The sequence below is a fragment of the Streptomyces sp. RLA012 genome (genome assembly GCF_056270325.1).
The window spans coordinates 4,087,522-4,113,441 of record NZ_JBWDPA010000002.1; the positions used below are offsets into that span (position 1 = coordinate 4,087,522).

Here is a 25,920-nt window from a genome sequence, read left to right on the forward strand (position 1 = left end):
TGCGCGTTCAACGGTGCGTACGGGTTTCGGCCATGCAGGTCGGATCGGAGGTCCAGCGGGGACACTCAGCGGGAGGTGGGGCTTGGTCGGGTTCTTTCACCCTGGTGTTTCTTGGAAAAGGTCGCCCGTCGCACCGGAACACGGGCGGACGGGTTCCGGTGCGAGGTCCAGCTCGGCCCATACCGTCTTGCGCGGGGGCGGCCCCGGTGCCCAGCCCCAGCGGTCGGCGAAGGCGTCGACGAGGACGAGACCATGGCCGGACTCGGCATCGGGGGCGGAGCGCCTGACGTACGGAAGACGGTCACCGCGGGTGTCGGTGACCTCGATCCGGAGCGTGTCTGCGGCGACGTAGAGCGTGAGCCGGAAGTCGCGGCCCGGGACGCGCCCGTGCGTCGCCGCGTTGGCCGCCAGTTCGGCGACGATGTGCGCTGCCGGGTCCATGGGGAGTCCCCAGGCGCGGAGTTGCTCAGTGGCCAGGAGGCGGCCGAGGCGGGCACCACGTGGCGTCGGCGACAGGAGCACGCAGAAGTTGCGGATGGGGGTGCCGGTCTGGGCCTCGGGAGTGACGGTTTCTTGATTCACGTCACTCAGCGTGGCTGCGCGCGCATACCGTGACCAGTGACGACGCCGATGCGTACGGTGACTGTCCGGGTGTTGTCCGGTGGTGTCCGGCCGGTCCGGAACGGTCGTACGGGTAGGGGCGTCGCAGCACGGTCGTACGACGGAGGGGTGCGGGATGCAGCAGGTGGACGGTGACGCGGTACGGCTCAAGGGCGAGGCGGACGAGCCGGGTTGGGAGGTGGACCCGGACGACGACTGGGGTGTGGCGGTCGTCGCGACCGTCGGGCGACAGCTGAAGCTGCGGCGGGAGGCCGTGGGGATGCGGGCCGCCGAGTTCGGGAGGGCCGTCGGGTACGGCGAGGACATGGTCTACAAAATCGAAGGTGGGAAGAGGATTCCCCAGCCCGAGTATCTGGACAAGGCGGACGAGGTGTTGGGGGCGGGTGGGTTGCTCTCGGCGATGAAGGAAGACGTGAAGAAGGTCAGTTACCCGAAGAAGGTGCGGGATCTGGCGAAGATGGAGGGGCGGGCAGTCGAACTCGGGGTATACGTCTGCCACAGCATCAGCGGGCTGTTGCAAACGGCGGGGCATGCCAGGGTCGCGTTCGAGTCACGGCAGCCTCCCTACTCGGAGGATGAGGTGGAGCGGATGGTGGCCGCTCGTGTGGCCCGGCAGTCCATCTTCGCGAGGAAACCTGCGCCTTCGCTCAGCTTCGTACTTGAGGAGGCGCCGCTGCGGCGTCCACTCGGAGGCACAATGGTGTGGCGACAGCAGCTCGAACGTCTGCTGGAGGTGGGCCGGTTGCGCAATGTCACGCTTCAGGTCATGCCGACGCGCTGTGAGGTCCATCCAGGTCTGGACGGCAAGATCGAGTTGCTGAAGTTTGAGGACGGCACGGCGGTGGGGCGCTCCGACGGTGCATTCAACAGTCGACCGACTTCCGATCCGAGGCACCTCCGCATCCTTGAGCTGCGGTATGGCACCATCCGGGCGCAGGCCCTCCCGCCACGGGAGTCGCTGGCCTTCATCGAGCAACTGCTGGGAGAAACATGAACTGCAAGGCCTCCGCCGGGGACGCCTCCGAACTGGCATGGTTCAAAAGCAGCTACAGCGATGGCAACGAAGGCGACTCCTGCGTCGAGATCGCCACCACCCCCCGCACGGTGCACGTCCGCGATTCCAAGAACACCGCCGGCCCCCAGCTCACGCTTACGCCGGGGGCGTGGGCCGACTTCGTACAGCACGCGTCCAAGGGCTGACCAGCCGGTTACTCGACCTCGCCGCCCAGGGAGCGGGCGGTGACCGTGAACCCATCGAGCGCGGCGGTCGGCCGCCAGGGAGCCCCTCCAGGCCCGTGACGGCGCCGACGTGAGCCCTGTGCAGACCGTACGTCTCCGTGCCGCGCTTGATCCGCCAAGTTCTCGGAGCCGGGCAGCGCGAAGCAGCGACACCGGACAGGCTCAGGACGGGCGCAGGACAGGCAGCGGGCCGGGTTCCGTACCCGGAGCCGAGTACCGGAGCCGCGTACCGAACCCGGTACGCCTCAGAACTTGAAGCTGCCGATCATGTCCGCCACGTTCGTAGTGAGATCGCTGATGGTCGGGGCCATCGTCGAAGAGGCGAGATAGAAGCCCAGGAGAACACACACGACGGCGTGCCCGCCCTTCAACCCGGACTTCCTGACCAGGATGACGACGATGATCGCCAGCAGCACCACCGCCGAAATCGAGAGTGCCACGGCGGCTCACCTCCAAAGATCCCAGGGACACGGGGGGTCGGACATGGGGGTCGGTCATTCCATACAGCGGCCAGCAGGTTCATACCCACACGCCGCTAGTGATCATAACTATGTGCACGCGCGCATTGATCGGCGCACGGCCGCACAAGGGGGCGCATGGCCAATATGGTCAAGGCATGACGACCGAGCCTCTCTCCTTCCCGCGCCGGTACGCCCGGACGCAGCGGTTCACCCTCGGCGCGCCCCGCGCTTTCACCGTGTCCCCCGACGGTTCCCGTGTCGTGTTCCTGCGGTCCGGTTCCGGTACGGACCGGGCGAACCGGTTGTGGGTCCTCGATGTCGCGGAGGGCGAGGAGCGCGTCGCGGCGGATCCCCGGACGCTGCTCGGCGGCGCCACCGAACGTCTGTCGGCGGCGGAGCGGGCGCGCCGTGAGCGCAGCCGTGAGGGCGGCGCCGGGGTGGTCGGCTATGCCACCGACACGGCGGTCGAGTTGGCCTCTTTCGCCTTGTCAGGGCGGCTTTTCACAGCGGAGCTGCGGGCCGGCACGGCACGTGAACTGCGGGTCCCGGGGCCGGTGATCGACCCGCGTCCGTCACCCGACGGACGGCTCGTCGCGTACGTCGCCGGGGGCGCCCTGCGGGTCGTCGGCGCCGAGGGGGAGGACGACCGGGCGCTCGCGGAGCCGGAGTCCGCGGCGGAGTCGGGGACGGTTTCCTATGGATTGGCCGAGTTCATCGCGGCCGAGGAAATGGGGCGTTCGCGCGGCTTCTGGTGGTCGCCGGAGGGGGACCGGCTGCTTGTCGCCCGGGTGGACGACGCACCCGTGCGACGCTGGTGGATTTCCGATCCCGCACAACCGGAACAGGCTCCTCAACAGATCGCGTACCCGGCCGCGGGAACGGACAATGCGGACGTACGGCTCTTCGTGATCAGCCTCGACGGGGTGCGCACGGAGGTCGTCTGGAACCGGGCGCACTACCCGTATCTGGCGCATGTGCACTGGTCAGCGGCGGGTGCGCCGCTGATTCTGGTGCAGGCGCGGGACCAGCGCAGCCAGCTGTTCCTCGCTGTCGACCCGGACAGCGGGGTGACTCGGATGGTGCACGCGGATGAAGATCGACAATGGCTGGATCTTTTCCCTGGTGTGCCATGCTGGAGCCCCTCCGGACAACTCGTACGAATCGCCGACGAGGGCGGGGCACGGGTACTGGCCTTCGGTGAACGCCCCCTGACGGGGCCGCAGTTGCATGTGCGTGCGGTGCTGGATGTCTCGGACAGCGATGTGCTGATCTCGGCGTCGGCGGGCGAGGCGGCGGCCGCCCCGGAGACCGGCGAGGTGCATGTCTACCGCGTCAACGAGCTCGGTGTCGAGCGTCTGTCCCAGGAACCCGGGGTGCACTCGGCGGTCCGCGCCGGAGGCGTGACCGTGCTCGTCTCCGCGGTGCCGGACCAGCCGGGCGCCCAGGTACAGGTGCTGCGGGACGGGAAGCGGGCGGCGACTGTCACCTCGTACGCCGAACATCCCGGTCTGTCCCCGCGCGTGACGCTCACCGAGGGGGGCGCACAGAAAATCCCATGCGCCCTGCTTATGCCTACTGACTACGACGGCGACAATCCCCTACCGGTCCTGATGGACCCCTACGGCGGTCCGCACGGCCCCCGGGTGCTGGCCGCGCACAACGCGCACCTCACCTCGCAGTGGTTCGCCGACCAGGGCTTCGCGGTGGTCGTGGCCGACGGCCGCGGCACCCCCGGCCGCTCCCCCGCCTGGGAGAAAGCCGTCCGCGACGACTTCACGCTCACCCTCGACGACCAGATCGAAGCGCTGCACGGGCTCGCGGAGCGGTTCCCGCTGGACCTGACCCGGGTCGCGATCCGCGGCTGGTCGTTCGGCGGCTGGCTCGCGGGGCTCGCCGTACTGCGCCGCCCCGACGTCTTCCACGCGGGCATCGCGGGCGCCCCGGTCACCGACTGGCGGCTGTACGACACCCACTACACGGAGCGGTACCTCGGCGCCCCCGCCACGGCTGCGGAGGCGTACGCGAAGAGCTCGCTGATCACCGACGAGGGGCTGTCCGCGCCCGCCGAGCCGCACCGGCCGCTGATGATCGTGCACGGTCTCGCGGACGACAACGTGGTGGTCGCCCATGCGCTGAAGCTGTCCTCGGCGCTGCTGGCCGCGGGCCGGCCGCACGAGGTGCTGCCCCTGTCCGGCGTCACCCACATGACCCCGCAGGAGCAGGTCGCCGAGAACCTGCTGCTGCTCCAGGTGGACTTCCTGAAGCGCTCGCTGGGGCTCACCGGCTGACCACGTGCGACGGGCCGGGGCGACATGGCGCGCCCCGGCCCATCTACGGCACCCGCACGGCCGTACGCTGATTACCTTGGCGCGTCCGTATATCGGTACCGCTTCCGTCAAGTTGCCTGCATGTTAACGAAGTTCGTTCGCATTTGGGTGCTTATGGCACCTCGTCGGACGGCTCCTCCGGGGGGACGACCTGCTTCTCCTCCGCGAAGTGACAGGCCGAGTCATGGGCGGCGGGGCTCTCGGCGAAGCGGAACTCCGCGGGCACCGCGAGCAGCGGCACCTCAAGCGCGCAGCGCTCCTGGGCCTTCCAGCAGCGGGTGCGGAAGCGGCAGCCGGAGGGGATGTTCGCCGGGGAGGGCACGTCCCCGGCGAGGATGATCCGCTCCCGGCGCTCCCGGGCCCCCGGGTCGGGGACGGGCACGGCGGAGAGCAGTGCCTGGGTGTACGGGTGGGTCGGGTGGTCGTAGATCTCGGCGTCCCGGCCGGTCTCCACGATCCGCCCGAGGTACATCACGCCGACCCGGTCGGAGATGTGCCGCACGATGGACAGGTCGTGCGCGATGAAGACGTAACTCAGGTCGAACTCGTCCTGGAGCCTCTCCATCAGGTTGATCACCTGGGCCTGCACCGAGACGTCGAGCGCGGAGACCGGTTCGTCGGCGACGATGATCTCGGGGCGCAGCGCCAACCCTCGGGCGATGCCGATGCGTTGGCGCTGGCCGCCGGAGAACTGGTGCGGGTAGCGGTTGATGTACTCGGGGTTGAGTCCGACCACGTCCAGCAGGTCCTGGACCCGCTTCCTGCGGTCGCCCCTGGGCGCGACCTCGGGGTGGATCTCGTACGGTTCCCCGATGATGTCGCCCACGGTCATGCGCGGGTTGAGCGAGGTGTACGGGTCCTGGAAGACCATCTGGATGTTGCGGCGTACGGCCTTGAGCGCCTTGCCGGTCAGCCGGGTGATGTCCTCGCCCTTGTACAGGATCGTCCCGGCGGTCGGCTTCTCCAGGTTGACCAGCATTCTCGCGACCGTCGACTTGCCGCAGCCGGACTCGCCGACGATGCCGAGGGTCTCGCCGCGGCCGAGGTGGAGGTCGACTCCGTCGACGGCCCTGACGGCGCCGATCTGCTTCTTGAAGAGGATGCCCCGGGTGAGCGGGTAGTGCTTGACCAGCCCGCGGACCTCCAGGAGCGGCTCGGTCGCTGCTCGCTCAGTCGCTGTCTCTGCCATCGAGGCACTCCCTCCAGAAGAAGCAGGCGCTGGCGCGCTCCCCGCCCGTCCCGTCCACCTCGGCGAGCGGCGGCACATCGGTACGGCAGATGTCCTGGGCCATCGGGCAGCGCGGGTGGAAGGCGCAGCCGGGCGGGATGTGCATGAGGTTGGGCGGCAGGCCCTTGATGGCGTACAGCTCCTGGCCCTTCTGGTCGAGCCGCGGGATCGAGGCGAGCAGGCCCTTGGTGTACGGGTGCGCGGGCGCCTTGTAGATGTCGTGGACGGGGGCCGACTCGACGATCCGGCCCGCGTACATGACGGCGATGCGGTCGGCGACGTCCGCGACCACGCCCAGGTCGTGGGTGATGAGGACGAGCCCCATGTCGAGCTCGCGCTGCAGTTCGGCGAGCAGGTCCATGACCTGGGCCTGGACGGTGACGTCGAGGGCGGTGGTGGGTTCGTCGGCGATGATCAGCGCGGGTTCGAGGGCCAGCGCCATGGCGATCATGATGCGCTGGCGCATACCGCCGGAGAACTGGTGCGGATAGTCGCGCACCCGCTCCGCGGCGGCCGGGATCCGTACCCGTTCCATCAGCTCGATCGCCTTGGCCCGGGCGTTCTTGCGGGACATCCCGCGGTGCACGGTGAACATCTCGCCGAGTTGTTCACCGACCGACAGGACGGGGTTGAGGGAGGACAGCGCGTCCTGGAAGATCATCGCCATCTCGGCGCCGCGTACCTTGCGCCGCTCGTCCTCCTTGAGTTTGAGCAGGTCCCTGCCCTGGAAGAAGATCTCGCCGCCGGTGATCCTCCCGGGCGGCATGTCGAGGATGCCCATCACGGCCTGGGCGGTCACCGACTTGCCGGAGCCGGACTCGCCGAGGACGGCGAGCGTCTCTCCTTCGTCCACGCCGTAGTTCACCCCGTTGACGGCCTTGGCGACCCCGTCCCGGGTCCTGAACTCCACGTGCAGATCGCGCACTTCGAGCAGCACGGCCGTCACCTCAGCTTCGGGTCGAGGGCGTCGCGCACCGCGTCGCCGAGCATGATGAAGGCGAGCACGGTGATCGCGAGGGCGCCGGCGGGCCACAGCAGCATGTGCGGGGCGTTACGGATGTACGCGGACGCCGAGGAGATGTCGATGCCCCAGCTGACCGTGGGGGGCTTCAGGCCGACGCCGAGGTAGGAGAGTGTCGCCTCCAGCGAGATGTAGGTGCCGAGCGCGATGGTGGCGACGACGATCACCGGTGCCACGGCGTTGGGGGTGATGTGCCGCAGCAGCAGCCGCGTGTTCGAGGCGCCGAGGGCGCGGGCGGCCTGGACGTAGTCGTTCTGTTTGGTGGTGATGACGGAGCCGCGGGCGATCCGGGAGATCTGTGGCCAGCCCAGCAGCACCATGAACCCGATGACCGGCCAGACCGTATTACTGGTCACCACGGAGAGGAGGACCAGACCGCCGAGCACGACGGGGATGGCGAAGAAGATGTCCGTGATCCGGGAGAGGAACGAGTCCCCCACCCCGCCGAAGAACCCGGCGAGCCCGCCCAGCACCGACCCGAGGATCGAGACGCCCAGCGTGGCGCAGACGCCGACGGTGATCGAGACGCGCGTCCCGTACACCACTCGCGTGTAGACGTCGCAGCCCTGGCCGTCGAAACCGAAGGGGTGACCCGGCCGCGAGCCCTGCTGGGCCTTGGCGAGGTCGCAGTCGAGGGGGTTGCGGGAGGCGATCAGCGAGGGCCACAGGGAGATGACGACCAGGAAGAGGATGACGAGCCCGGAGATGAGGAAGACGGGGTTGCGCCGCAGATCGCGCCAGGCGTCGGACCACAGACTCCTGGGTCTCTCCTGCGGACCCGTGCCTTCCGGTCCGCCGGGAGTCTTCTCCAGTGTCGCCGCCTCGCTGGTGGCGAGGTCCATGGCGCCGCCCGCGCCGGTCGCGGCGATGGCGCCCTCCGGTTGGTACGGCGACGGCTGGTACGGCGGCGGCGGCTCGTACGGCGGCGGCTGCTCAGGCATAGCGGATCCTCGGGTCGAGTACGGCGTAGAGGAGGTCGACGAGCAGGTTGGCGACCAGGAAGACAAGGACGAGGACCGTCACGAACCCGACCACGGTCTGGGTGTTCTGCCGCACGATCCCCTGGTAGAGCTGGTAGCCGACGCCGTGGATGTTGAAGATCCGCTCGGTGACGATCGCGCCGCCCATGAGCGCGCCGATGTCCGTGCCGATGAAGGTGACGACGGGGATCAGCGAGTTGCGCAGCAGGTGCCGGACGATGACGCGTCTTCTGGGGAGCCCCTTGGCGACGGCCGTACGGACGTAGTCGGACCGTTTGTTCTCCGCGATGGAGGTCCGGGTCAGCCGGGTCACATAGGCGAGCGAGACGGAGGCGAGGACCAGTCCGGGCACGATCAGCTCGCCGAACGTGGCGTCCGTGGAGACGGACGGTTTGATCCAGCCCCACTCGACGCCGAACAGCAGTTGCAGCAGCAGACCGGTGACGAAGGTCGGCACCGAGATGACGACGAGGGTCAGCAGCAGGACGCCGGTGTCGACGGGCCGGCCGCGGCGCAGCCCGGTGACGACGCCCAGCAGGATGCCGATGACGATCTCGAAGAGGATCGCGACGATCGTCAGCCGGATGGTGACCGGGAAGGCGGCGCCCATCAGCTCGGTGACCGGCTGCCCGTTGAAGGCGGTGCCGAAGTCGCCGGTGAAGACATTGCCCATGTACGTCAGGTATTGCTGCCACAGGGGCTTGTCGAGGCCGAACTCCTTGCGCAGTTGGGCGGCGGTGGCGGGGTCGCACTGCCGCTCGCCGCACAGGCCCGCGATGGGGTCGCCCATCACGTTCACCATCAGGAAGATCAGGAGCGTCGCGCCGATGAAGACCGGGATCATCTGCAGCAGACGCCGGATCACATACCGTCCCATGAGGGCTCCGGAGGTAGGACGGGGCGAGCCCCCGGGTTCCGTTCACCGACCCCGGCGGCCCGCCCCGTGGACGGCTCAGCTGACGGTGATCTCGTTGTAGACGGGCACGCTGAACTGGTTGAGCGCCACGTTGGAGATCTTGTCCGAGTAGCCGGCGCTGCCGTTCTGGTACCAGAGCGGGATGGCGGCCATGTTGTCGCGTACGACCTCTTCGGCCTGCTGGAAGAGTTTGATGGCCTTGGCCCGGTCGGTCTCGGCGTTCGCCCGGTCGACGAGCTTGTCGAAGTCCTTGTTGGACCACTTGCCGTCGTTGGAGGAGGCGTTCGTGTAGTAGAGGGGCTGCAGGAAGTTCTGGATCAGCGGGTAGTCCATCTGCCAGCCGGCCCGGAACGGACCCTGCATCTTGTGCTGCCCGATCTGGTTGCGGAAGTCGGCGAAGGTGCCGACGGGGTTGCCGACGCAGGCCTTGTCGTCGCCCATCGCTTTGTTGACGGAGTTGCAGACGGCGTCCACCCACTCCTTGTGGGAGCCGGTGTCCGCGTTGTACGAGATCTTGAGCTGCCCGCCGGGCAGACCGCCGCCCTCCTGGATCAGCTTCTTGGCCGCGGACGGGTCGTATGTACAGGAGTCGCCGCACAGTCCGTCCTGGAAGCCGCCTTTGGCGCCGAGCACCGGTGAGGTCCAGTCGGTGGCGGGGGTGCGGGTCTTCTGGAAGATCGTGCTGGTGATCTGGTCCCGGTTGATCGCCATGGACAGGCCCTTGCGGACCTTCTCCATCCCGCTCCTGTCCCAGTTCTTGTCATAGAAAGGGAAAGCGAGCGTCTGGATGATGCCGGCCGGTGTATTGATGTACCGGCCCCCCAGGTCGCTTTTCACGTTCTTGAGCTGAGAGGCGGGCACGTCGTCGACGAGATCGAGGTTGCCGGCCAGCACGTCGGTGTAAGCGGTGTTGTTGTCGGTGTAGACCTTCAGGTCCACCCCGTCGTTGCGCGCCTTGTCCGTCCCGGGGTACGCGTCCCACTTCCGCAGGGACATCGTCGAGCCCTTGGTGTAGGAGTCGATGGTGTAGGGCCCGTTGCCGACCGGCTTCTGCAGCCAGCCGGCGTGGTCGTCGAAGAACGCCTTGGGCAGCGGCGCGAAGGCCACGTAGCCGAGGGTGTCGGGGAACGTCGAGAACTTCTGGTTGAGCTTGACGGTGAAGGTGTGGGCGTCGGTGACCTTCAGACCGGACAGTTTGCTCGCGCTCTGCTTCCCGGTGTCGGGGTGGACCTTGTCGTAGCCCTCGATGTACCCGAAGAAGTACGCGTTCTTCTGGTTGTTCTTGAGGCTGGCCCCGTAGTTCCAGGCGTCCACGAAGGACTGGGCGGTGACGGCCTCCCCGTTGCTGAACGTCCAGCCGTCCTTGACGGTGATCGTGAAGTTCCGCGAGTCCGAGGTGTCGATCTTCTGCGCCAGCATGTCCTGGGCCGCGCCGGTCTTCGCGTCGTACCGCTTCAGGCCCCGGAAGATCATGTCGAGCACCTTGCCGCCCTGCACCTCGTTGGTGTTGGCCGGCTCCAGCGGGTTCTGCGGGTCTCCCCAGGAGGAACTCAGGACCCCGGAGCCACCGCCGGCACCACCTCCGCCCCCACCTCCGCCTCCGCCCCCGCAGCCGGTCGCCACAAGGGCTGCCGCCGCCGCAGCCGCGGCCCATCTGGCGTGCGTCGCTCCACGCATGGAGTGCCTCCTCAAGAGTGCGCTGTGGCGAGGGCTCCGGGGCGGTGGACGACGACTCCGGTGCACTATGCCTTTAGGGCCCAATATCAGGCCACATGGGGCGTATCGCACATTCACTCCACCCTTCTGGGTGGCGGGGGCATCCGGAAGCGGGCACTCCGGAAGCCCGACGCAATGGATCTTTACCGTTCGATGCGCAACCGTTGGATTGAGTGCACCGGATGTACGCATTCCGATACTCACGCGTCCGTATATCGAACCCCTTGCCCGAAAAGAGTAGTTGGCCCGATTCCGGACACAGAACGGCCACAGAGCGCTACACGCGTAGTTACGGTCAAGCCAAGTAAAGGTAAAGAAAGTAAAGAGAAGACCAAGGCGGTCGAGATTTTATTGACCTTGCATGAATTGCGTTGAAAAAGTCCGGCGTAGCTGCGTAGGGAGCGCCCTGCGGAGTCGTTGACCCCCTCGGGCCTGGAGCAACATGACCCCCCCTACTCCTTCCGCGGCCGCCCCGCTTGAGGTGACCGACGAGAGCGTCGAGACATCGACCTCCTCTCCCGCCACCAAGGGCTCCGAGAGTCGCTCCCCGGGCCGGCTCGCCTGGAAGCGATTCAAACGCGACCGTACGGGCGTCATTTCGGCCTATATCGTGATCTTCTTCTTCGTGATCGCGATCTGCGCCCCGCTGATAGCGAAGCTGTACGGCAAGAACCCGTACACGACCTACGCCAGCCAGCGCCCGGAGCTCCTCGACGCCTTCGCCTACCCGTCGGGGCCGAACGGCGGTATGAGCTCGGAATTCTGGTTCGGCATCGAACCTCAGCTGGGCCGCGACGTCTTCACCTTCCTGCTGTACGGCATCCGCACCTCGCTGGGCATCGCTGTGGCCGCCACCCTGCTGACCACAGTGGTCGGCGTGGTCGTCGGTGTGACGGCGGGCTACCTGGGCGGCAAGACCGACTACTTCGTCGGCCGGGTCATCGACATCCTGCTGTCGTTCCCGTCCACTCTGTTCTTCATCGCCTTCATGCCGGTGGTGTACGGGCTGTTCGTCGCTCCCGACGAGAACATCCCCACCTCTCTGCGGGCCGTCTCCCTGATCCTGGTCCTCTCCGGCTTCGGCTGGGCCTCCATCGCCCGACTGCTGCGCGGCCAGGTACTCGGTCTGCGCGAGCGGGAGTACATCGAGGCGGCCAAGGTCACCGGCGCTTCGCCGCGGCGCATCGTGTTCAAGGAACTTCTGCCCAACCTGTGGACGCCGATCATCATCCAGTCCACGCTGATGCTCCCGGCCTTCGTGACCGCGGAGGCCGGCCTGGCCTTCCTCGGCGTCGGCATCATCGACCCGACCCCGGACTGGGGCGTCATGATCCAGCGCGGCGCCCAGTTCTACACCGAGGACCTCACCTTCATGCTCTTCCCGGGCCTGTCGATGGTGATCTTCGTCCTCGCCTTCAACCTGCTCGGCGACTCGGTGCGCGACGCTCTCGACCCGAAGTCCAAGCGGTAGCCACCCGTTCCACCCGGCCCGTTCAGTGTCGTGCGGCCGGCCTTCATCCGTCCCGATCGTCCCTATAAGGCAGGCTCATCCATGTCTTTCTCCCGTAGAAACTTCCTGATCGCCACCGGCGTGGTCGCGGCCTCGTCGTCCGTTCTGACCGCCTGCGGTGGCAGCGGCAGCGACAGCAAGTCGAAGAGCAAGGCCCCCTCGGTCAGCGGTTCCAAGACCCAGGAGATCCCGGTCGGCACCAAGGCCGACTCGACCGGCCCGGCGCCGGAGGTCAAGGGAGCGGTCAAGGGCGGGACGATCTATTCGCTCGACCAGTTCGACATGGACCACCTGGACCCGGCGCAGATCTACGTCTCCACCGAGGGCGCCATCACCGTCCCGATCCTGCGTGGCCTCACCGGCTACAAGATCGACGACAAGGGCGGCGCCACGCTGGTCGGCGACGCGGCCACGGACGCGGGCACCATGAAGGACGGCGGCAAGACCTGGACCTTCACGCTGAAGGACGGTCTGAAGTGGGAGGACGGCTCGGACATCTCCGCGGACGACCTGCGCCACACCTTCGAGCGCACCTTCGCCTCCTTCATCACCGAGGGCCCCCGCTACGTCCAGCAGTGGCTGGTCGGTGGCGACAAGTACAAGGGCCCGTACGAGGGCAAGAAGCTCGACTCCATCGAGGTCGACGGCAAGACCATCACGTTCAGCCTCACCGAGGCGCGCACCGACTTCAACTTCACGCTGGCCATGCGCGCCTACTCCCTGGTGAACAAGAAGCACGACACCAAGGAGAAGTACGACAAGCAGCCGTTCTCCTGCGGCCCGTACAAGATCGGCAGCCGCAGCGTCGGCAAGTCGCTGACCTACGTGCGCAACGAGCACTGGGACCCGGCGACGGACTCGATCCGCAACAACTACCCGGACAAGTACGTCTTCCAGTTCGGCTTCGAGCTGGTGGCCTCGACCGACCGCTACATCGCGGACTCGGGCAACGACCAGTACGCGATGTCGATCTTCAACGAGGTCGCCCCGGAGCGCATCGCCCAGGTCCTCACCAACGCCAAGCTCAAGCAGCGCGTCCTCACCGAGGTCGACACGGTCACCTACTACTGGCCGATCAACATGACCCGTATCAAGGACCTCAAGGTCCGTCAGGCCATCAACTACGCGTGGCCGCACCAGCAGCTGCAGACCATCGGCGGTGGCGCCTCCACCAGCGAGATCGCCACCACGATCCTCGCTCCGGTGACCCCGGGTTACGAGCAGTTCGACCTCTACGGCGTCAAGGCGAAGCCCGGTGGCGACCCGGCCAAGGCCAAGGCCCTGCTGAAGGAAGCCGGCAAGGAGGGCCAGAAGCTGGTCATCGCCTACCAGGCCTCGGACACCGCGGTGAAGTCGGCCGTCGCGATCAAGAACGCGCTGGAGGCGGCCGGCTTCACGGTCGTCAACAAGCAGGTCGACAAGTCGACCTTCTACACCCAGATCGGCAAGATCGACAACGACTTCGACCTGTTCGCCGCCGGCTGGAGCCCGGACTGGCCGAACGGCTACTCGGTCTTCTTCCCGTGCTGGAGCGGCAAGAACATCGGCGACGGCCGCAGCAACTACGCGCAGCTCAACGACCCGAGCGTCAACAAGGCCATCGACGCGGCGGCCAAGATCACGGACACCGAGGCTGCGAACAAGGCCTGGGGCGCCGTCGACCGCCAGATCATGGAACTGGCGGCGGTCGTCCCCGACTACCACAAGATCCGCAACTGGATGCACGGTTCCAAGGTCGGAAACGTCATCTACGACAGCGGCAACACCTGCGTCGCGCTCTGCAAGCTGTACGCGATGAGCTAAGCCGTACGACCCCAGGGGGCGGCCGTTCGCCCGGCCGCCCCCTCCGGCCCCCCTCCCTTCACGCCCCCGGCGACGGCGCCCCGTCCGGAAAGTCACGCCCCCATGTCCCGCTTCCTCATCCGCCGATTCCTCGGCGCGCTGGTCATCCTGCTGATCATCAGCGCCATCACCTTCGGCCTCTTCTACGCCATCCCGCGTGACCCGGCGATGATGTCCTGCGGCAAGAACTGCACGCCCGACTTGCTCGCGCAGATCCGGCACAACCTGGGCATCGACCACCCGATCCCGGTGCAGTACTGGGATTGGCTCAAGGGCGTCTTCGTCGGGCGCGACTACGCCGGCTTCGGGAACTGCAACGCCCCCTGCCTCGGCTACTCCTTCGCCAACCGCGAGCCCGTCCTCGGCACGATCATGGACCGTCTGCCGACGACCCTCTCGCTCGCCTTCGGCGCGGCCGTCGTCTTCCTGGTCTTCGGTGTCGGCGCGGGCATGCTGGCCGCCCTCAAGCAGGGCAAGTTCCTGGACAAGTTCGCCAGCTCGGCCTCGCTGTTCGGCTCCTCGCTGCAGATCTACTTCGTCGGCTACGTCGCGATGTTCTTCCTGGTCACGAAGCTGGGCCTGTTCGCGCAGCCGTCGTACACGCCCCTCACCGACGACCCGGGCGCCTGGTTCTCCGGGCTGCTGCTGCCCTGGCTCACCCTGGCGATCATCTTCACCGCCAACTACACCCGTATGACCCGCTCCCAGCTGGTCGAGCAGCTCAGCGAGGACTACGTCCGCACCGCCCGCGCCAAGGGCCTGTCCCGTGCGAACGTCTTCTTCCGGTTCGCCTGGCGCGGTGCGATGGGTCCGATCGTCACGGTCTTCGGCATCGACCTGGGCACACTGATCGGCGGCGCGATCATCACCGAGTCGACCTTCAGCATCCAGGGCATCGGGCGCCTCGCGGTGGACTCCGTGAACAAGAGCGACCTGCCCATGCTGCTCGGCGTCACCGTCCTGTCGGCCGGCGCGATCGTGTTCTTCAACATCATCGTGGACGCCGTCTACGCCCTCATCGACCCGCGGATCCGGCTCGCCTGACCCCGGGCACCCCGCCCCCGACAGCTACCCCCCGGCATCACCCCCTCAGGAGCGTCCCCGTGACGAGCACCGATCAGCAGCCCTTCCTGTCCGTCAGGGATCTGAAGGTTCACTTCTCCACCGAAGACGGCGTCGTCAAGGCCGTCGACGGTCTCTCCTTCGACCTGGCCAAGGGCAAGACGCTCGGCATCGTGGGCGAGTCGGGTTCGGGCAAGTCCGTCACGAACCTGACGATCCTCGGTCTGCACGACCGCGACCGCACCGCCATCGACGGCGAGATCCTGCTCGACGACAAGGAGCTGCTGACCGCCTCCGAGCGGGAGCTGGAGCAGCTGCGCGGCAACAAGATGTCCATGATCTTCCAGGACGCGCTGGCCTCGCTGTCGCCGTACCACACGGTGGGCAAGCAGATCGCCGAGACGTACCGGAAGCACACCGGCGCCTCCAAGAAGGAGGCCCGGGAACGGGCGATCGAGATGCTGAAGCGGGTCGGGATCCCGCAGCCGGAAATCCGGGTGGACGAGTACCCGCACAAGTTCTCCGGCGGTATGCGCCAGCGCGCGATGATCGCGATGGCGCTGGTCTGCGACCCGGAGCTGCTGATCGCCGACGAGCCGACGACGGCCCTCGACGTGACGGTCCAGGCGCAGATCATGGACCTGCTGAAGGACCTCCAGCAGGAGTTCGGCACGGCGATCATCTTCATCACCCACGACCTGGGTGTCATCGCCGACATCGCGGACGACGTGCTGGTGATGTACGGCGGGCGGTGCGTGGAGCGCGGCACCAAGAAGGAGGTGCTGCGGGCGCCGCAGCACCCGTACACCTGGGGTCTGCTGAGTTCCATGCCGAGCCTCGAAGGACCGGTCGATGTGCCGCTGTCCCCGATCCCCGGCTCTCCGCCCTCGCTGCTGAACCCTCCGACCGGCTGCCGCTTCCACCCGCGGTGCACCTTCAAGGAGAAGGTCGCGGACAACCTCTGCTCCACCGAGCAGCCGCCCCTGCAGGTCACGGACGGGCGCGGTGCCGCCTGCCACCTCACCCCCGAGCAACGCCGGGAGTACTTCACCGACTACGCCGCGACTCGCGCCAACTGACGTAACTGAGACGGGATTTCACGATCATGAGCAACACGAACCCCCTCCTGGACGTCACCGGTCTGACCAAGCACTTCCCGGTGATGGGAGGCTTCCCCTTCAAGCGGAAGATCGGCGCGGTCCAGGCCGTGGACGGACTCGACTTCCAGGTCGCCGAAGGCGAGAGTCTGGGTCTGGTCGGTGAGTCCGGCTGTGGCAAGTCGACGACGGGGCGGCTGATCACGCGCCTTCTGGAGCCCACCGGCGGCACGATCAGCTACCGCGGCCAGGACATCACGCACGCGGGCCGCAAACAGCTCGCTCCGGTCCGTTCCGAGATCCAGATGATCTTCCAGGACCCGTACGCGTCGCTCAACCCGCGGCAGACGGTCGGCAAGATCATCTCGGGTCCGATGGAGATCAACAACATCAACCCGGCGGGTGGCCGCGAGAAGCGCGTGCGCGAGCTGCTGGAGACGGTGGGCCTCAGCCCGGAGCACTTCAACCGCTTCCCGCACGAGTTCTCCGGCGGTCAGCGCCAGCGCATCGGCGTGGCCCGCGCGCTGGCCCTGGAGCCGAAGCTGATCGTCGCGGACGAGCCGGTCTCGGCCCTCGACGTGTCGATCCAGGCGCAGGTCGTCAACCTGCTCCAGGAGCTCCAGAAGGATCTGGGCATCGCGTTCGTCTTCATCGCCCACGACCTCGCCATCGTCCGGCACTTCTCGCAGCGCGTCGCGGTCATGTACCTCGGCAAGATCGTCGAGATCGCGGACCGCGTGGACCTGTACGAGAACCCGCGCCACCCCTACACGCGCGCGCTGCTCTCCGCCGTCCCGGAGGCCACGGCCGACGACACCCCGGCCCGCGAGCGCATCCGCCTGGTGGGCGACGTGCCCTCGCCGATCAACCCGCCGTCCGGCTGCCGCTTCCGCACCCGCTGCTGGAAGGCGACCGACAAGTGCGCGGCGGAGGCCCCGCCGCTGGTGCACGTCGAGGGCAACTCCGAGGGCCATCTGACGGCGTGCCACTACCCCGAGGTCAAGGAGACCGTCCCGGCTCCGCGCCTCGCCAAGGATCCCGAGGCGGCGGCCTGACACACCCCTTTTCGTCAGCCGCCCCCTTTTCGGAACGGACTTTCGCCGGCCCATTGACCCGAGCCCATGAACGTCCGCTCCGCGGGACGAAGGCCCGTGCTCATGATGATGAGTACGGGCCTTCATGCTGAGTGCTCGGTACGCCTGGACGATCGTCGGTGCACCTGCCCGATCGTCGGTACACCTGCCCGATCGTCGGTATACCTGGCCGATCGTCGGTATACCTGGCCGATCGAACGAACCGCGTCGGTCGCAGCCGTCCCCACCGGCCGACGCGCCGGCGGGAGGACTCTCAGGCGCCTTCCGCGCGCAGCGCGGCCACTGCGCGCGCCGCGGCGGTGCCGATGGCGGCGTTGATCGCGGCGTCCGCCAGTCCACTCCCGTCCAGGGCATCTGGTCTGGCCGGACCGGGTGATCGCGATCTGAGAGCATCAGGGAATGACGGACACCCATCTGGAGATCAAAGACCTCATCATCGACTGCGCCGACCCGGAACTGCTGGCCTCGTTCTGGGCCCGACTTCTCGGAAGACCGATCGCGGCGAGGACGGGCCCGTACGTCTGGCTCACGCGTGGCAAGGGCCCGGGAGTGGGTTTCCAGAAGGTCGCCGAGCCCAGGGCCGGCAAGAACCGTATCCACTTCGACGTCGCTTCACCGGACCCCGCCGCCGAGCAGCAGCGGGTCGAGGCATTGGGCGGTCGGCTGCTCCAGCAGTACGCGGCGGGAGGGTTCCTGGTCATGGCCGACCCTGAAGGGAACGAGTTCTGCATCATCCCTCCGGGGCCGTTCGAACTCGACGACGACGGGCGCGCGAGCTATCTGAACGATCACAGCAGCTCCTTGTAGGTGGCGTGAGCTTGGTTGTTGCATCTGCCGGGTCGAAGGGCGACTCGAACTGGGGCCGCTCGCCCGGACATTCGCCCGACACGCTGGTGGCGCCGACCTGACCATTGGGGCCGAGCGCGCTTCCGGACTGTTCGAGTGCGGGACTGCGATGCCGTCGGGCAACCTGACGGGCGAACGCCTGGCTATGCAGCGGCCTACATCTTCGGGCGCTCAGTTCGACGTATTGCAGCTGGGCGGGCATGTTGTGCCGCGCGAGCCTGAGTTGAGCGTGGACGGCTTCAGGGACAACACCGCACCTGTGGGAAGGTGGGAACTCAGCCTCGGAGGTAAGCACGTCCGCGATGGGGTTTGGCGGGCCTGGGTCAGTTGCCCGACAGCAGCCCGGACTTGACCCTGCCGAGCAGTGCGGCCAGGGCGTATGGGCTCGCGGTGATGACGGCGCCGGGCGTGTCGCTCTCGCGGAGGTGGGGGGTGCCGGTGCGGTCGAGGGCCACCTCGACACAGGTGTCGGAGCCGGGCTCGCTGAACGTCGACTTCTGCCACACGAGTTGCGACATGCTCGCCTTCTCTAGAGCAAGGGGTACAGAAGGCGCTGGATGAGCCCGCGTGAGTCCTTGACTGTGTACGAGCCGTTCCGGCGGTCCTCGCCCGTCGGCGGCAGCGCCACTTCGCACAGCTTAGCGAACCAGCCGTCGTACCTGCCGAGGGAGTCCTCATCCCCCAAGTACAGGGACCGCTCAATGTGAGCAACGATCACCGTGCTCAACTTCCTTACAGGGGGCCTCAGTACCGTGAAGGACGTACCGAACGCAACCGCTCCGTCGAAGGGAAGGATCTGGAGCGTGACGTTGGGGAGTTCAGAAGCCTCCAGCAGCCGCATGAGCTGGCCGCGTCTGATCGCCGGGTCCCCGAACGACACGCGGAGGGCCGCCTCATGGATCACGGCGTGCAGGCGCGGTGCCCCCTCTCTGGTGAGCACGGCCTGACGGCGCATCCGGAACTCGACTTCCCGGTCCTGATCCGGACGCGACGCCCCGGTGTAGCCGCCGCGATAGCCGGCGGTCGCGTACTCCTCGGTCTGCAGCAGCCCTGGAACAAACATGGGCTCGTAGCAGACGATGTCGCATGCACCGTCCTCCAGTTCCGCCAGGTCCAGCAAGGACGGACGCAGGCGATCCCGGTATTCGGTCCACCAGCCCTTGCCCGAAGCCTGAGTAAGCTCCATGAGCCCGGCAATATGGGTTGTGTCTTTTCGACTTGAAGCTTCGACGAGTGAGTGCAACCGCTCCAGAGACAGGGGCGTGCGCCCCGACTCCACGTTACTGATGTGTGATGCCCGCATCTTCATGACCGCGGCCGCCTCACCAGCGGTCAGCCCGGCGCTCTCGCGGATGGCCCGCACCTCCGCACCGAACCGGCGCTGCCGGTACGTCGGATTCGCCCTCAGCCCCACACGCTCCTCCTTGCTCTCCGACTCAGCAGTATTCCTCAACCATCCATCTCGACAAGGAGGTTGTAAACACACAACATGAGTCGCTACCTTACGTAGGGAACCAGTGACAACAGGTACACAACTGGAGGCTGTCACATGCGCACGCCCGAACCCCCCACCCCCCTCTGGACCTACGGCCTGTCCATTCCCCACGACCCCCGCGCCGTCAGCGTGGTTCGTGCCACGATCCGCAGCATCCTCGCCGCCGCGAGACTCAACTGCATGGTCGACACGGTGGAGTTGCTGGTCTCCGAGGTCGTCACCAACGCCTACCGCCACTCCCCCACGGAGACCTACGTCAGCATGCAGCGCACCCCGGAAGACTTCCGGGTGACGGTCTGGGATCACGGCCCCGGCACCCCGAAGTCGCGGACCCCCGCCGACAGTGACGAGGGCGGGCGAGGGCTCGGCATCGTCGAAGCGTGCGCCGATGAATGGGGCGTACGGGACTACCCGCACGGCAAGGCGGTCTGGTTCAGCATCGCTCCGAAGGGAGAAGCGTGAGTCGCCCACAGGTTCAAGCCCGGTCCCGCCCGCGGGATCTCGTCCGACGCCGACACGCTGCTGGCGCTGGGAGGCAATCGCCAGGTTTCCGGCCTTGTCCATGCTGCCCGGCTTGAGCCGGACGTCTTCCTGCATGCGCCCGTGCTCTCCGTCATCGAGGCCGAGCGCGAACGGCCCGGTATCGCCGTCCACATCGGCCGGCTCGGCATCGCGACGGTCGACCTCGACTACCCCGCGACTCTGACCTGTTGCCACCTGCACCAGGTCGGACTGCCGTTCGAATCTGCCGCAGCTGTCGAGGCGGCACTCCGCGTGGGCAAGGAGTACGAGCAACCGTTTATCGCGACCGTCCACCCCGGTCTCTATGAGAAGCGTTTTGCCCGCGTAGTGGACCTGAATCGTTGAGGCCCGTACGTCTTCCGCGACTTCGCGCCACTGAGTCCTTCCGGTTACCCGGGGAGACGAAGGCCCGCACTCTCTTGAGACGCTGTTGGCGAATCCGTTCAGTGATGTCGGTCCCACCCCATGCCTGCCGGAAACCGTGAACACTTACACGTATAAGTGTTCACGGTTTCCGAGGAGGGTGTCCCCGGCGGCCTGTCCCGGCGCCCGTTCAGCAGTACTTCTGCTGCACCAGCCGGCCGAGGCTGTTCTTGTTGACCGTATCGCCGCAGCGCACGGTTCCCTGCACCTCGGCGCTGAAGGTCTTCGCCTTCCCGTAGGCCTGCTCGACCCACTTGGTGCCGCGGTCGCAGCGGAAGCCCTGCCAGGTGCCGGTGGCCTTGACCGTGCCGTGGAAGAAGAAGTAGTGGCCCTTCCTCGTGAAGGTCTCGGAGAACGTGGTGTCGTCGCCAACTGCGTCTGTGTCATTCCCATGGCCAGACTGGCGAGTGCGTACCGCATTCCCCAGCGACCCTCCGAATCGGTTCCCCGACATCTCTCGGAACATATCCCCCACCTGTCAATCGCCGGTGACCGCGGCGCCCCCGACGGACCCGCCTTCCCGTATCTCCGACACGTAGATCCACCACTTGCCGTGCTCGACCGTGACACGAATTTTCCGGCCGTCCCGATCGGTACGCGTGTAGGGCGTGTCCGGGTTCTTTCCCGAGACCTTGAATCCGCAGTCCGCCAACGTTTCGCGCAGGACTCCGGCCATGACACCGGCGTCGGCGGGATCGTCGAAATCCGCGTACCGCTGCCAGGCCTGCGCACCCTGGAGGCCCTTGTTCAGGGTGGTGTACTGAAGAATCCCGTACTGCTTCTCGCCCGTGTACCACCCCGCACAGGTCACCAGTTTCGGCAGCCTGACGTTGGTGCTGGAGGGCACGGAGGCCGTCTGCCAGTGCCACTTCCCGTACTCCGGCAGCTCTTTGCCGCTCGGCAACACGACGACATAGTCGCCGTCCTTGTCCAGCCTCTTGTACGGGGTGAGTCCCTGCCCACCCATGGGGGACCCGGTCGAGGGCGAGGGCAGCGCCGTCGGCACGCCCACCGGTCGGGCCGGCCGTGCCCCGTCCCCCGGCAGCACCGCCCAGGACACCCCCGCCACGACCGCCGCGACGAGAACCCCGACCGCACCCGCCCGGCGCCGCCTGCGCCGCTGGTTCCCCCGGGCCCGCACCTCTTCGGCCGCGGGCAGTGCCAGTACGACGTCGTCCAGCAGTTCCTCGACCTCAGCCATGCTGGGCCACCCCCTCGGGCAGGAAAACGGTGGGCTCGACCAGCCGCTCGCCGAGGGTCTTGCGGGCCCGGCTCAGCCGGGTGCGGACCGCGCCGTTGGACACACCGGCCTCGCGTGCGACCTGCTCCACGGGAAGGTCGAGGAGATGGTGGAGGACCACCACTTGGCGCTGCTCCGGCCTCAGCTCACGCAGGGCGTCCAGCAGGGCCACCCGGTCCGCCGACAGTTCGGGCACATCGGCCTGCGGGCCGTGCCGGAAGTGCGCGCGGAGCCGGCCCCTCGTCCGGCGCCAGGTGCCGATCGCCAGCCGCATCGCGACGGTGCGCACCCACGGCAGCGGGTCCTCGCCCTCCCTCGTCAGCCGGTCCCATCTCTGCCAGGCGCGTATGTACGCCTCCTGCACCGCGTCCTCGGCCTCCGCCACGTCGCCGGTCATCGCGTAGACCGTGGCGACCAAGCGCTTGGCCGTGGCGGTGTAGAACGCGTCGAAGTCCTCCGACTGCGTCGCCATCTCTCCCCGTTCGTCGTCATCCTCGTCATCCTCGTCATCCGCGTCATCCGCGTCATCGCGTCACGGCGGGTGCGATCACCGTCCCCGTCGTTCCCGCTGACTTGAACACGCCTGGGAGGCGAGGGACGTTACAGATGACTTTCGTACGGGGTGCGTCGGCGCCTTCTCTTCGCACGGCACGGCACGGCACAGCACAGCACAGCACAGCACAGGGCAGCGATCTCACTACCCTGAGGGCATGGAGTACGCGAAGATGCGCGCGATCGCCGAGGAGCTCACGGAGTACGCCGAGCACCTTGAGGGGTCCTGGATCGTCGAGATCGGCCCCTCCGGACCCTTCCTCGCCATGACGAGCCCCTCGAAGCGCCACGAGGGAACCGTCCGCCGCATCCGGAACCAGCTCAGCGAGCAGCTTCCCACCACCCATCCCGGATACGTCTGCGCCAACGGCCCCGAGATCGAGCACCCGTCGATCGGCCGTATGAGGCGTCCGGACGCGGTCGTCATCCCCGAGGAAGTGCTCGACGAAGAGGGCCTCGCCGTCGACGCGACGCGGGTACTGGCGGCCGTCGAGGTCGCCTCCCCCTCCCACCCGTGCAACGTCTACGGCGCAAAGCTTGCCGAATACCCGGCCATGGGCATCCCCCATTACCTGATCGTCGACCCGCGCACCGGCACCATCCAGGTGCACTCGGACCCCTGCGGGGACCGCTACAGGCAGAAGGACCCCTACATCTTCGGTGACGCCGTGCCGTTCGGCCCGTGGACGGTGGAGACCGACCGCTTCCGGCGTTACGGAAAGCTGGGCAACGACTAGGTTCTCAGCCCAGCTCCCCGCGCTCCACGCAGAATTCGTTGCCCTCGGGGTCCGCCAGGAGGACCCAGCCGCCGCCGTCGGGGCGGGTGTGGTCCGCGAGCTGCCGGGCGCCGAGCGCGATCGCCCGGGCGACCTCCTCCGCGCGGGTGCGGCCGTGCGGCTGGAGGTCGAGGTGGATGCGGTTCTTGGCCGACTTGCCCTCGGGGACCTGCACGAAGAGGAGGGTCGGGCCGCCGGACGGATCCCGCAGCAACGCCTCCGGGTCCCCCGGCTTGTCGTCGTCGGCCAGCGGGCGGCCGAGCAACTCGCTCCAGAACAGCCCGAGGTCGTACGGGTCGCCGGTGCAGTCGAAGGCGATCGTGCGGATGGTGGGGTTCAGGGAGTTCAACCCCGTGGACTCTGTCATGAGTTCAGGCTCCCGTCCGGCCGTCGGCCAGTTCGCGCAGGATGTCGAGGTGGCCGTTGTGGCGGGCGGTCTCCTCGATCAGATGGAGGAGGATCCAGCGCAGGTCGACATGGCGGCCGTCGCGGATGGGGCGCTCCGCCCTGTCGTCGAGGGAGTGCTCGGCCACCAACTTCCGGTAACGGTCCGCTTGTTGTTCGTACTCCGCCAGAAGGTCGGCCAGCGGTACGTCGACGGCGATCCGCATCTCCCGGTCGGGGTCCTCGTCCGTCCAGGGGCCTTCGTCCTCCTCGCCGAGGAACACCACCTGGAACCAGGCGTACTCCGCCCAGCGCAGATGGCTGATCAGTCCGCACAGCGTCATCAGTGGGGAGCCGGGCAGCGGGGCCTTGCGGGCGTCCTCCGCGGAGACGCCCTCGCACTTGGCGCGCGCGGTGGCGCGGACGTAGTCGAGGAAGGTGGCCAGCTGGGTGCGTTCGTCCCAGGCGGGTGGCGTGTCGGTACGAGTCACCGGGTTCGTCGAAGTCATGGGGGTGAAGCATCCCCGCCCGCCCGCTCGCTGTCGAGCGAATAAGAACGAGGACGTGTCGTGCGCTGACCGGCCGGACAGTTCGCCCGCCGGGCCAGGAGTGTGCCGATCGGGGCTTCGAGCGGGGTCGAGGGCTGGGAGACTGCTGCGATGGCTGATCGTTCGTTCAGTGATGTCTCCCTCGCGGCCGTGTACGACCACCTCAATCCGTGGGGACCGAGTGACGACTTCTACCTGGACCTGGTGATGTCCGCGCGGTCCGTGCTCGACGTCGGGTGCGGGACCGGGCGGCTGCTCGCGCGGGCCCGGGAGGCCGGACACCGGGGGCGGCTGTGCGGGCTCGATCCCGCCGCGGCCATGCTGGTGCAGGCGCGACGGCGGGCCGACTGCGCGTGGATGCTCGGGGATCTGTCCTGCGCACGGTGGCAGCGGGAGTTCGACCTCGTCGTCATGACCGGGCACGCCTTTCAAGTGCTGCTGGGCGACGGGGAGTTGCGTATCGCCCTGGCTGCCGTGCGGGAGGCCCTCACGGGCGGCGGGCGGTTCGTCTTCGAGACCCGCAACCCCGCCGCCCGCGCCTGGCAGCGGTGGACCCCCGCGCACCCGCGGAAGGTGACCGACGCCCACGGCGATGTCGTACGCGTGTGGCAGGAGGTGGAGAATCCGGTCGCCGGGGAACGGGTGACGTTCACCGAGACGTTCGAGCACCCGGCGTGGCAGGAACCGCGGGTCAGTCGCAGCACGCTGCGGTTCCTGGGGGCGGATGCCCTCGACGGGTTCCTCGCGGAGGCCGGGTTCGCCGTGGCCGAGCGGTACGGCGACTGGGAGCGGGGGCCGTGCACCCCCGCCGCCCCCGAGATCATCACCGTCGCCCACCCGAAGCGGAACCAGCCGTTGCCCTAAGCGGAACCAGGGGGCTTCTCCTCCTCCAGCGCCGCCAGTGCCGGGTCCAGGACGATGTCCTCGGCGCGGGCCTCGATCGTGGGGTCCTCGGGGAAGTGGCAGGCCGTCAGATGGCCCTCCGCGTTGCCCGACAACCGCACCAGCGGCGGCTCCTCGCTCGCGCACTTCGCCTGCGCCTTCCAGCAGCGGGTCCGGAAGCGGCAGCCGGAGGGCGGTGAGATGGGGGAAGGGACATCGCCCTCCAGCCGGATCCGCTCCTTCTTCTCCGCGTCGATGTCCGCGTCCGGGACGGCCGACATCAGGGCGTGGGTGTAGGGGTGGCGGGGGCCGGTGTACAGCGACGTACGGTCCGCGATCTCCACGATCTTGCCGAGGTACATCACCGCCACCCGCTGCGAGAAGTGGCGCACGATCGCCAGGTCGTGGGCGATGAAGACGAACGCGATACCCATCTCGCGCTGGACCTCCTGGAGCAGGTTCACCACCTGCGCCTGGATGGAGACGTCCAGGGCCGAGACCGGTTCGTCCGCCACGATCAGCTTGGGTGACAGCGCCAACGCCCGTGCCACGCCGATGCGTTGACGCTGACCGCCGGAGAACTCGTGCGGGAAGCGGTTGTAGTGCTCGGGGTTGAGGCCCACGGTCTCCAGCAGCTCGCGCACGCGCTTCTCGCGGCCGCCGGGCGGACGGATGTCGTTGATCTCCATCGGCGAGGAGATGATCGTGCCGACCGTCTGGCGGGGGTTGAGGGAGGCGTACGGATCCTGGAAGATCATCTGGATCTCGGAGCGGATCGGGGCCAGCTGGCGGCGGGTGGAGCGGCTGATGTCCTTCCCCTGGTACGAGATCGTGCCGTCCGTCGGCTCCAGGAGACGGGTCAGCAGCCGTCCCGTCGTGGACTTCCCGCAGCCCGACTCACCCACCAGGCCCAGACTCTCGCCGGCCAGGACGTCGAAGGAGACGCCGTCCACGGCCTGGACGGCACCGATCGTGCGCCGGATCGGGAAGCCGCCCTTCACCGGGAAGTACTTCTTCAGGTCGCGCACCCGCATCAGCGGTTCGCCGGGGCCCCCGTCCCGTTGCGCGGGGACCGCGTCACCGACCGCCGCGGTGTCCCCGTCACCCGCGACCGCCGTCTTCTCGTCGCTCACAGTCA

General features: G+C 67.8%; 28 protein-coding genes. 13 read left to right on the forward strand and 15 right to left on the reverse strand.

Annotated features, from left to right (window positions below; genetic code table 11):
* Positions 1 to 96 precede the first annotated feature (96 nt).
* Positions 97 to 582, reverse strand: a complete 486-nt coding sequence (locus RV986_RS18380; protein WP_475918446.1) for an ATP-binding protein — start codon at positions 580 to 582, stop codon at positions 97 to 99.
* Between the two features lie 154 nt (positions 583 to 736).
* Here RV986_RS18380 and RV986_RS18385 point away from each other — a divergent pair, with 154 nt between their 5' ends.
* Both RV986_RS18385 and RV986_RS18390 read left to right on the forward strand, forming a co-directional pair.
* Positions 737 to 1,615 (forward strand): helix-turn-helix domain-containing protein, encoded by an 879-nt coding sequence (locus RV986_RS18385; RefSeq protein ID WP_475918447.1) that lies wholly within the window; start codon positions 737 to 739, stop codon positions 1,613 to 1,615.
* Positions 1,612 to 1,821, forward strand: a complete 210-nt coding sequence (locus RV986_RS18390; protein ID WP_475918448.1) for a DUF397 domain-containing protein — start codon at positions 1,612 to 1,614, stop codon at positions 1,819 to 1,821. The genes RV986_RS18385 and RV986_RS18390 overlap by 4 nt, the downstream gene beginning before the upstream one ends.
* Before the next feature lie 284 nt (positions 1,822 to 2,105).
* Here the strand turns inward: RV986_RS18390 and RV986_RS18395 are convergent, their stop codons facing one another.
* Positions 2,106 to 2,300 carry a hypothetical protein gene (locus RV986_RS18395; protein WP_475918449.1) on the reverse strand — a complete coding sequence of 65 codons (195 nt, stop codon included), beginning with the start codon at positions 2,298 to 2,300 and terminating at the stop codon, positions 2,106 to 2,108.
* 176 nt (positions 2,301 to 2,476) lie between these two features.
* On the opposite strand from RV986_RS18395, the gene RV986_RS18400 reads away from it, so the two are divergent.
* Positions 2,477 to 4,609 carry a prolyl oligopeptidase family serine peptidase gene (locus RV986_RS18400; RefSeq protein WP_475918450.1) on the forward strand — a complete coding sequence of 711 codons (2,133 nt, stop codon included), beginning with the start codon at positions 2,477 to 2,479 and terminating at the stop codon, positions 4,607 to 4,609.
* Between the two features lie 151 nt (positions 4,610 to 4,760).
* Here RV986_RS18400 and RV986_RS18405 read toward each other — a convergent pair whose 3' ends face one another.
* The 5 genes from RV986_RS18405 to RV986_RS18425 all read right to left on the reverse strand — a co-directional run bounded on the left by RV986_RS18405 (position 4,761) and on the right by RV986_RS18425 (position 10,470).
* The gene (locus RV986_RS18405; protein ID WP_475918451.1) at positions 4,761 to 5,837 is read right to left on the reverse strand and encodes an ABC transporter ATP-binding protein; all 1,077 of its coding nucleotides are present in this window, start codon (positions 5,835 to 5,837) and stop codon (positions 4,761 to 4,763) included.
* Positions 5,818 to 6,813: an ABC transporter ATP-binding protein gene (locus tag RV986_RS18410; protein ID WP_475918452.1), complete on the reverse strand. Its 996-nt coding sequence runs from the start codon at positions 6,811 to 6,813 to the stop codon at positions 5,818 to 5,820. The genes RV986_RS18405 and RV986_RS18410 overlap by 20 nt, the downstream gene beginning before the upstream one ends.
* A 5-nt stretch (positions 6,814 to 6,818) precedes the next feature.
* Positions 6,819 to 7,838, reverse strand: a complete 1,020-nt coding sequence (locus RV986_RS18415; protein WP_475918453.1) for an ABC transporter permease — start codon at positions 7,836 to 7,838, stop codon at positions 6,819 to 6,821.
* Complete coding sequence (locus RV986_RS18420; protein WP_475918454.1) at positions 7,831 to 8,754, reverse strand: ABC transporter permease; 924 nt, start codon at positions 8,752 to 8,754, stop codon at positions 7,831 to 7,833. Before RV986_RS18420 ends, RV986_RS18415 begins: the two co-directional genes overlap by 8 nt.
* Before the next feature lie 75 nt (positions 8,755 to 8,829).
* The gene (locus tag RV986_RS18425) at positions 8,830 to 10,470 is read right to left on the reverse strand and encodes a peptide ABC transporter substrate-binding protein (protein WP_475918455.1); all 1,641 of its coding nucleotides are present in this window, start codon (positions 10,468 to 10,470) and stop codon (positions 8,830 to 8,832) included.
* 481 nt (positions 10,471 to 10,951) lie between these two features.
* Here RV986_RS18425 and RV986_RS18430 point away from each other — a divergent pair, with 481 nt between their 5' ends.
* The 6 genes from RV986_RS18430 to RV986_RS18455 all read left to right on the forward strand — a co-directional run bounded on the left by RV986_RS18430 (position 10,952) and on the right by RV986_RS18455 (position 17,921).
* A complete protein-coding gene (locus RV986_RS18430) occupies positions 10,952 to 11,980 on the forward strand; it encodes an ABC transporter permease (protein WP_475918456.1) in 1,029 nt (342 codons plus the stop codon).
* A gap of 81 nt (positions 11,981 to 12,061) precedes the next feature.
* A complete protein-coding gene (locus tag RV986_RS18435) occupies positions 12,062 to 13,822 on the forward strand; it encodes an ABC transporter substrate-binding protein (RefSeq protein ID WP_475918457.1) in 1,761 nt (586 codons plus the stop codon).
* A 102-nt stretch (positions 13,823 to 13,924) separates the two neighbouring features.
* Positions 13,925 to 14,905 carry an ABC transporter permease gene (locus tag RV986_RS18440; protein WP_475918458.1) on the forward strand — a complete coding sequence of 327 codons (981 nt, stop codon included), beginning with the start codon at positions 13,925 to 13,927 and terminating at the stop codon, positions 14,903 to 14,905.
* A gap of 59 nt (positions 14,906 to 14,964) precedes the next feature.
* On the forward strand, positions 14,965 to 16,002 hold the full coding sequence (locus tag RV986_RS18445) for an ABC transporter ATP-binding protein (RefSeq protein ID WP_475918459.1): 1,038 nt from the start codon (positions 14,965 to 14,967) through the stop codon (positions 16,000 to 16,002).
* 26 nt (positions 16,003 to 16,028) lie between these two features.
* Positions 16,029 to 17,075 (forward strand): ABC transporter ATP-binding protein, encoded by a 1,047-nt coding sequence (locus RV986_RS18450; RefSeq protein WP_475918460.1) that lies wholly within the window; start codon positions 16,029 to 16,031, stop codon positions 17,073 to 17,075.
* Between the two features lie 438 nt (positions 17,076 to 17,513).
* Entirely contained in the window at positions 17,514 to 17,921 is a 408-nt protein-coding gene (locus RV986_RS18455; RefSeq protein WP_475918461.1) for a VOC family protein, read from the forward strand.
* Between the two features lie 362 nt (positions 17,922 to 18,283).
* On the opposite strand, the gene RV986_RS18460 is transcribed toward RV986_RS18455, so the two are convergent.
* Positions 18,284 to 18,478: a DUF397 domain-containing protein gene (locus tag RV986_RS18460; RefSeq protein ID WP_475918462.1), complete on the reverse strand. Its 195-nt coding sequence runs from the start codon at positions 18,476 to 18,478 to the stop codon at positions 18,284 to 18,286.
* An 11-nt stretch (positions 18,479 to 18,489) separates the two neighbouring features.
* The gene (locus RV986_RS18465; RefSeq protein ID WP_475918463.1) at positions 18,490 to 19,374 is read right to left on the reverse strand and encodes a helix-turn-helix domain-containing protein; all 885 of its coding nucleotides are present in this window, start codon (positions 19,372 to 19,374) and stop codon (positions 18,490 to 18,492) included.
* A gap of 135 nt (positions 19,375 to 19,509) precedes the next feature.
* Here RV986_RS18465 and RV986_RS18470 point away from each other — a divergent pair, with 135 nt between their 5' ends.
* Together RV986_RS18470 and RV986_RS18475 are read left to right on the forward strand one after the other, a co-directional pair.
* A complete protein-coding gene (locus tag RV986_RS18470; protein WP_475918464.1) occupies positions 19,510 to 19,917 on the forward strand; it encodes an ATP-binding protein in 408 nt (135 codons plus the stop codon).
* A 141-nt stretch (positions 19,918 to 20,058) separates the two neighbouring features.
* Complete coding sequence (locus RV986_RS18475) at positions 20,059 to 20,322, forward strand: hypothetical protein (RefSeq protein WP_475918465.1); 264 nt, start codon at positions 20,059 to 20,061, stop codon at positions 20,320 to 20,322.
* Between the two features lie 208 nt (positions 20,323 to 20,530).
* Here the strand turns inward: RV986_RS18475 and RV986_RS18480 are convergent, their stop codons facing one another.
* The 3 genes from RV986_RS18480 to RV986_RS18490 are packed head-to-tail and all read right to left on the reverse strand — an operon-like array spanning position 20,531 to position 22,112.
* Positions 20,531 to 20,854 carry a hypothetical protein gene (locus RV986_RS18480; protein ID WP_475918466.1) on the reverse strand — a complete coding sequence of 108 codons (324 nt, stop codon included), beginning with the start codon at positions 20,852 to 20,854 and terminating at the stop codon, positions 20,531 to 20,533.
* Between the two features lie 24 nt (positions 20,855 to 20,878).
* A complete protein-coding gene (locus RV986_RS18485) occupies positions 20,879 to 21,601 on the reverse strand; it encodes a hypothetical protein (RefSeq protein ID WP_475918467.1) in 723 nt (240 codons plus the stop codon).
* A complete protein-coding gene (locus RV986_RS18490; RefSeq protein WP_475918468.1) occupies positions 21,594 to 22,112 on the reverse strand; it encodes a SigE family RNA polymerase sigma factor in 519 nt (172 codons plus the stop codon). Before RV986_RS18490 ends, RV986_RS18485 begins: the two co-directional genes overlap by 8 nt.
* 238 nt (positions 22,113 to 22,350) lie before the next feature.
* On the opposite strand from RV986_RS18490, the gene RV986_RS18495 reads away from it, so the two are divergent.
* Positions 22,351 to 22,929 (forward strand): Uma2 family endonuclease, encoded by a 579-nt coding sequence (locus RV986_RS18495; RefSeq protein WP_475918469.1) that lies wholly within the window; start codon positions 22,351 to 22,353, stop codon positions 22,927 to 22,929.
* Between the two features lie 4 nt (positions 22,930 to 22,933).
* On the opposite strand, the gene RV986_RS18500 is transcribed toward RV986_RS18495, so the two are convergent.
* Together RV986_RS18500 and RV986_RS18505 are read right to left on the reverse strand one after the other, a co-directional pair.
* Positions 22,934 to 23,335 carry a VOC family protein gene (locus tag RV986_RS18500; RefSeq protein WP_475918470.1) on the reverse strand — a complete coding sequence of 134 codons (402 nt, stop codon included), beginning with the start codon at positions 23,333 to 23,335 and terminating at the stop codon, positions 22,934 to 22,936.
* Positions 23,336 to 23,339: 4 nt separating this feature from the next.
* The gene (locus RV986_RS18505; RefSeq protein ID WP_475924322.1) at positions 23,340 to 23,843 is read right to left on the reverse strand and encodes a DinB family protein; all 504 of its coding nucleotides are present in this window, start codon (positions 23,841 to 23,843) and stop codon (positions 23,340 to 23,342) included.
* A gap of 168 nt (positions 23,844 to 24,011) precedes the next feature.
* Between RV986_RS18505 and RV986_RS18510 the strand changes: the two genes are divergently transcribed.
* Complete coding sequence (locus RV986_RS18510) at positions 24,012 to 24,764, forward strand: class I SAM-dependent DNA methyltransferase (protein ID WP_475918471.1); 753 nt, start codon at positions 24,012 to 24,014, stop codon at positions 24,762 to 24,764.
* Here RV986_RS18510 and RV986_RS18515 read toward each other — a convergent pair.
* Complete coding sequence (locus tag RV986_RS18515) at positions 24,761 to 25,816, reverse strand: ABC transporter ATP-binding protein (RefSeq protein ID WP_475924323.1); 1,056 nt, start codon at positions 25,814 to 25,816, stop codon at positions 24,761 to 24,763. The genes RV986_RS18510 and RV986_RS18515 overlap by 4 nt on opposite strands.
* Positions 25,817 to 25,920 lie beyond the last annotated feature (104 nt).

Excerpts from the sequence above, each read along its gene's own strand:
- RV986_RS18385 (WP_475918447.1), top strand. The coding sequence starts at position 737 with ATGCAGCAGGTGGACGGTGACGCGGTACGGCTCAAGGGCGAGGCGGAC.
- RV986_RS18390 (WP_475918448.1), top strand. The coding sequence starts at position 1,612 with ATGAACTGCAAGGCCTCCGCCGGGGACGCCTCCGAACTGGCATGGTTC.
- RV986_RS18400 (WP_475918450.1), top strand. The coding sequence starts at position 2,477 with ATGACGACCGAGCCTCTCTCCTTCCCGCGCCGGTACGCCCGGACGCAG.
- RV986_RS18405 (WP_475918451.1), bottom strand. The coding sequence starts at position 5,837 with ATGGCAGAGACAGCGACTGAGCGAGCAGCGACCGAGCCGCTCCTGGAG.
- RV986_RS18415 (WP_475918453.1), bottom strand. The coding sequence starts at position 7,838 with ATGCCTGAGCAGCCGCCGCCGTACGAGCCGCCGCCGCCGTACCAGCCG.
- RV986_RS18420 (WP_475918454.1), bottom strand. The coding sequence starts at position 8,754 with ATGGGACGGTATGTGATCCGGCGTCTGCTGCAGATGATCCCGGTCTTC.
- RV986_RS18425 (WP_475918455.1), bottom strand. The coding sequence starts at position 10,470 with ATGCGTGGAGCGACGCACGCCAGATGGGCCGCGGCTGCGGCGGCGGCA.
- RV986_RS18430 (WP_475918456.1), top strand. The coding sequence starts at position 10,952 with ATGACCCCCCCTACTCCTTCCGCGGCCGCCCCGCTTGAGGTGACCGAC.
- RV986_RS18435 (WP_475918457.1), top strand. The coding sequence starts at position 12,062 with ATGTCTTTCTCCCGTAGAAACTTCCTGATCGCCACCGGCGTGGTCGCG.
- RV986_RS18440 (WP_475918458.1), top strand. The coding sequence starts at position 13,925 with ATGTCCCGCTTCCTCATCCGCCGATTCCTCGGCGCGCTGGTCATCCTG.
- RV986_RS18450 (WP_475918460.1), top strand. The coding sequence starts at position 16,029 with ATGAGCAACACGAACCCCCTCCTGGACGTCACCGGTCTGACCAAGCAC.
- RV986_RS18455 (WP_475918461.1), top strand. The coding sequence starts at position 17,514 with ATGACGGACACCCATCTGGAGATCAAAGACCTCATCATCGACTGCGCC.
- RV986_RS18460 (WP_475918462.1), bottom strand. The coding sequence starts at position 18,478 with ATGTCGCAACTCGTGTGGCAGAAGTCGACGTTCAGCGAGCCCGGCTCC.
- RV986_RS18470 (WP_475918464.1), top strand. The coding sequence starts at position 19,510 with ATGCGCACGCCCGAACCCCCCACCCCCCTCTGGACCTACGGCCTGTCC.
- RV986_RS18480 (WP_475918466.1), bottom strand. The coding sequence starts at position 20,854 with ATGTCGGGGAACCGATTCGGAGGGTCGCTGGGGAATGCGGTACGCACT.
- RV986_RS18485 (WP_475918467.1), bottom strand. The coding sequence starts at position 21,601 with ATGGCTGAGGTCGAGGAACTGCTGGACGACGTCGTACTGGCACTGCCC.
- RV986_RS18490 (WP_475918468.1), bottom strand. The coding sequence starts at position 22,112 with ATGGCGACGCAGTCGGAGGACTTCGACGCGTTCTACACCGCCACGGCC.
- RV986_RS18495 (WP_475918469.1), top strand. The coding sequence starts at position 22,351 with ATGGAGTACGCGAAGATGCGCGCGATCGCCGAGGAGCTCACGGAGTAC.
- RV986_RS18500 (WP_475918470.1), bottom strand. The coding sequence starts at position 23,335 with ATGACAGAGTCCACGGGGTTGAACTCCCTGAACCCCACCATCCGCACG.
- RV986_RS18510 (WP_475918471.1), top strand. The coding sequence starts at position 24,012 with ATGGCTGATCGTTCGTTCAGTGATGTCTCCCTCGCGGCCGTGTACGAC.
- RV986_RS18515 (WP_475924323.1), bottom strand. The coding sequence starts at position 25,816 with ATGCGGGTGCGCGACCTGAAGAAGTACTTCCCGGTGAAGGGCGGCTTC.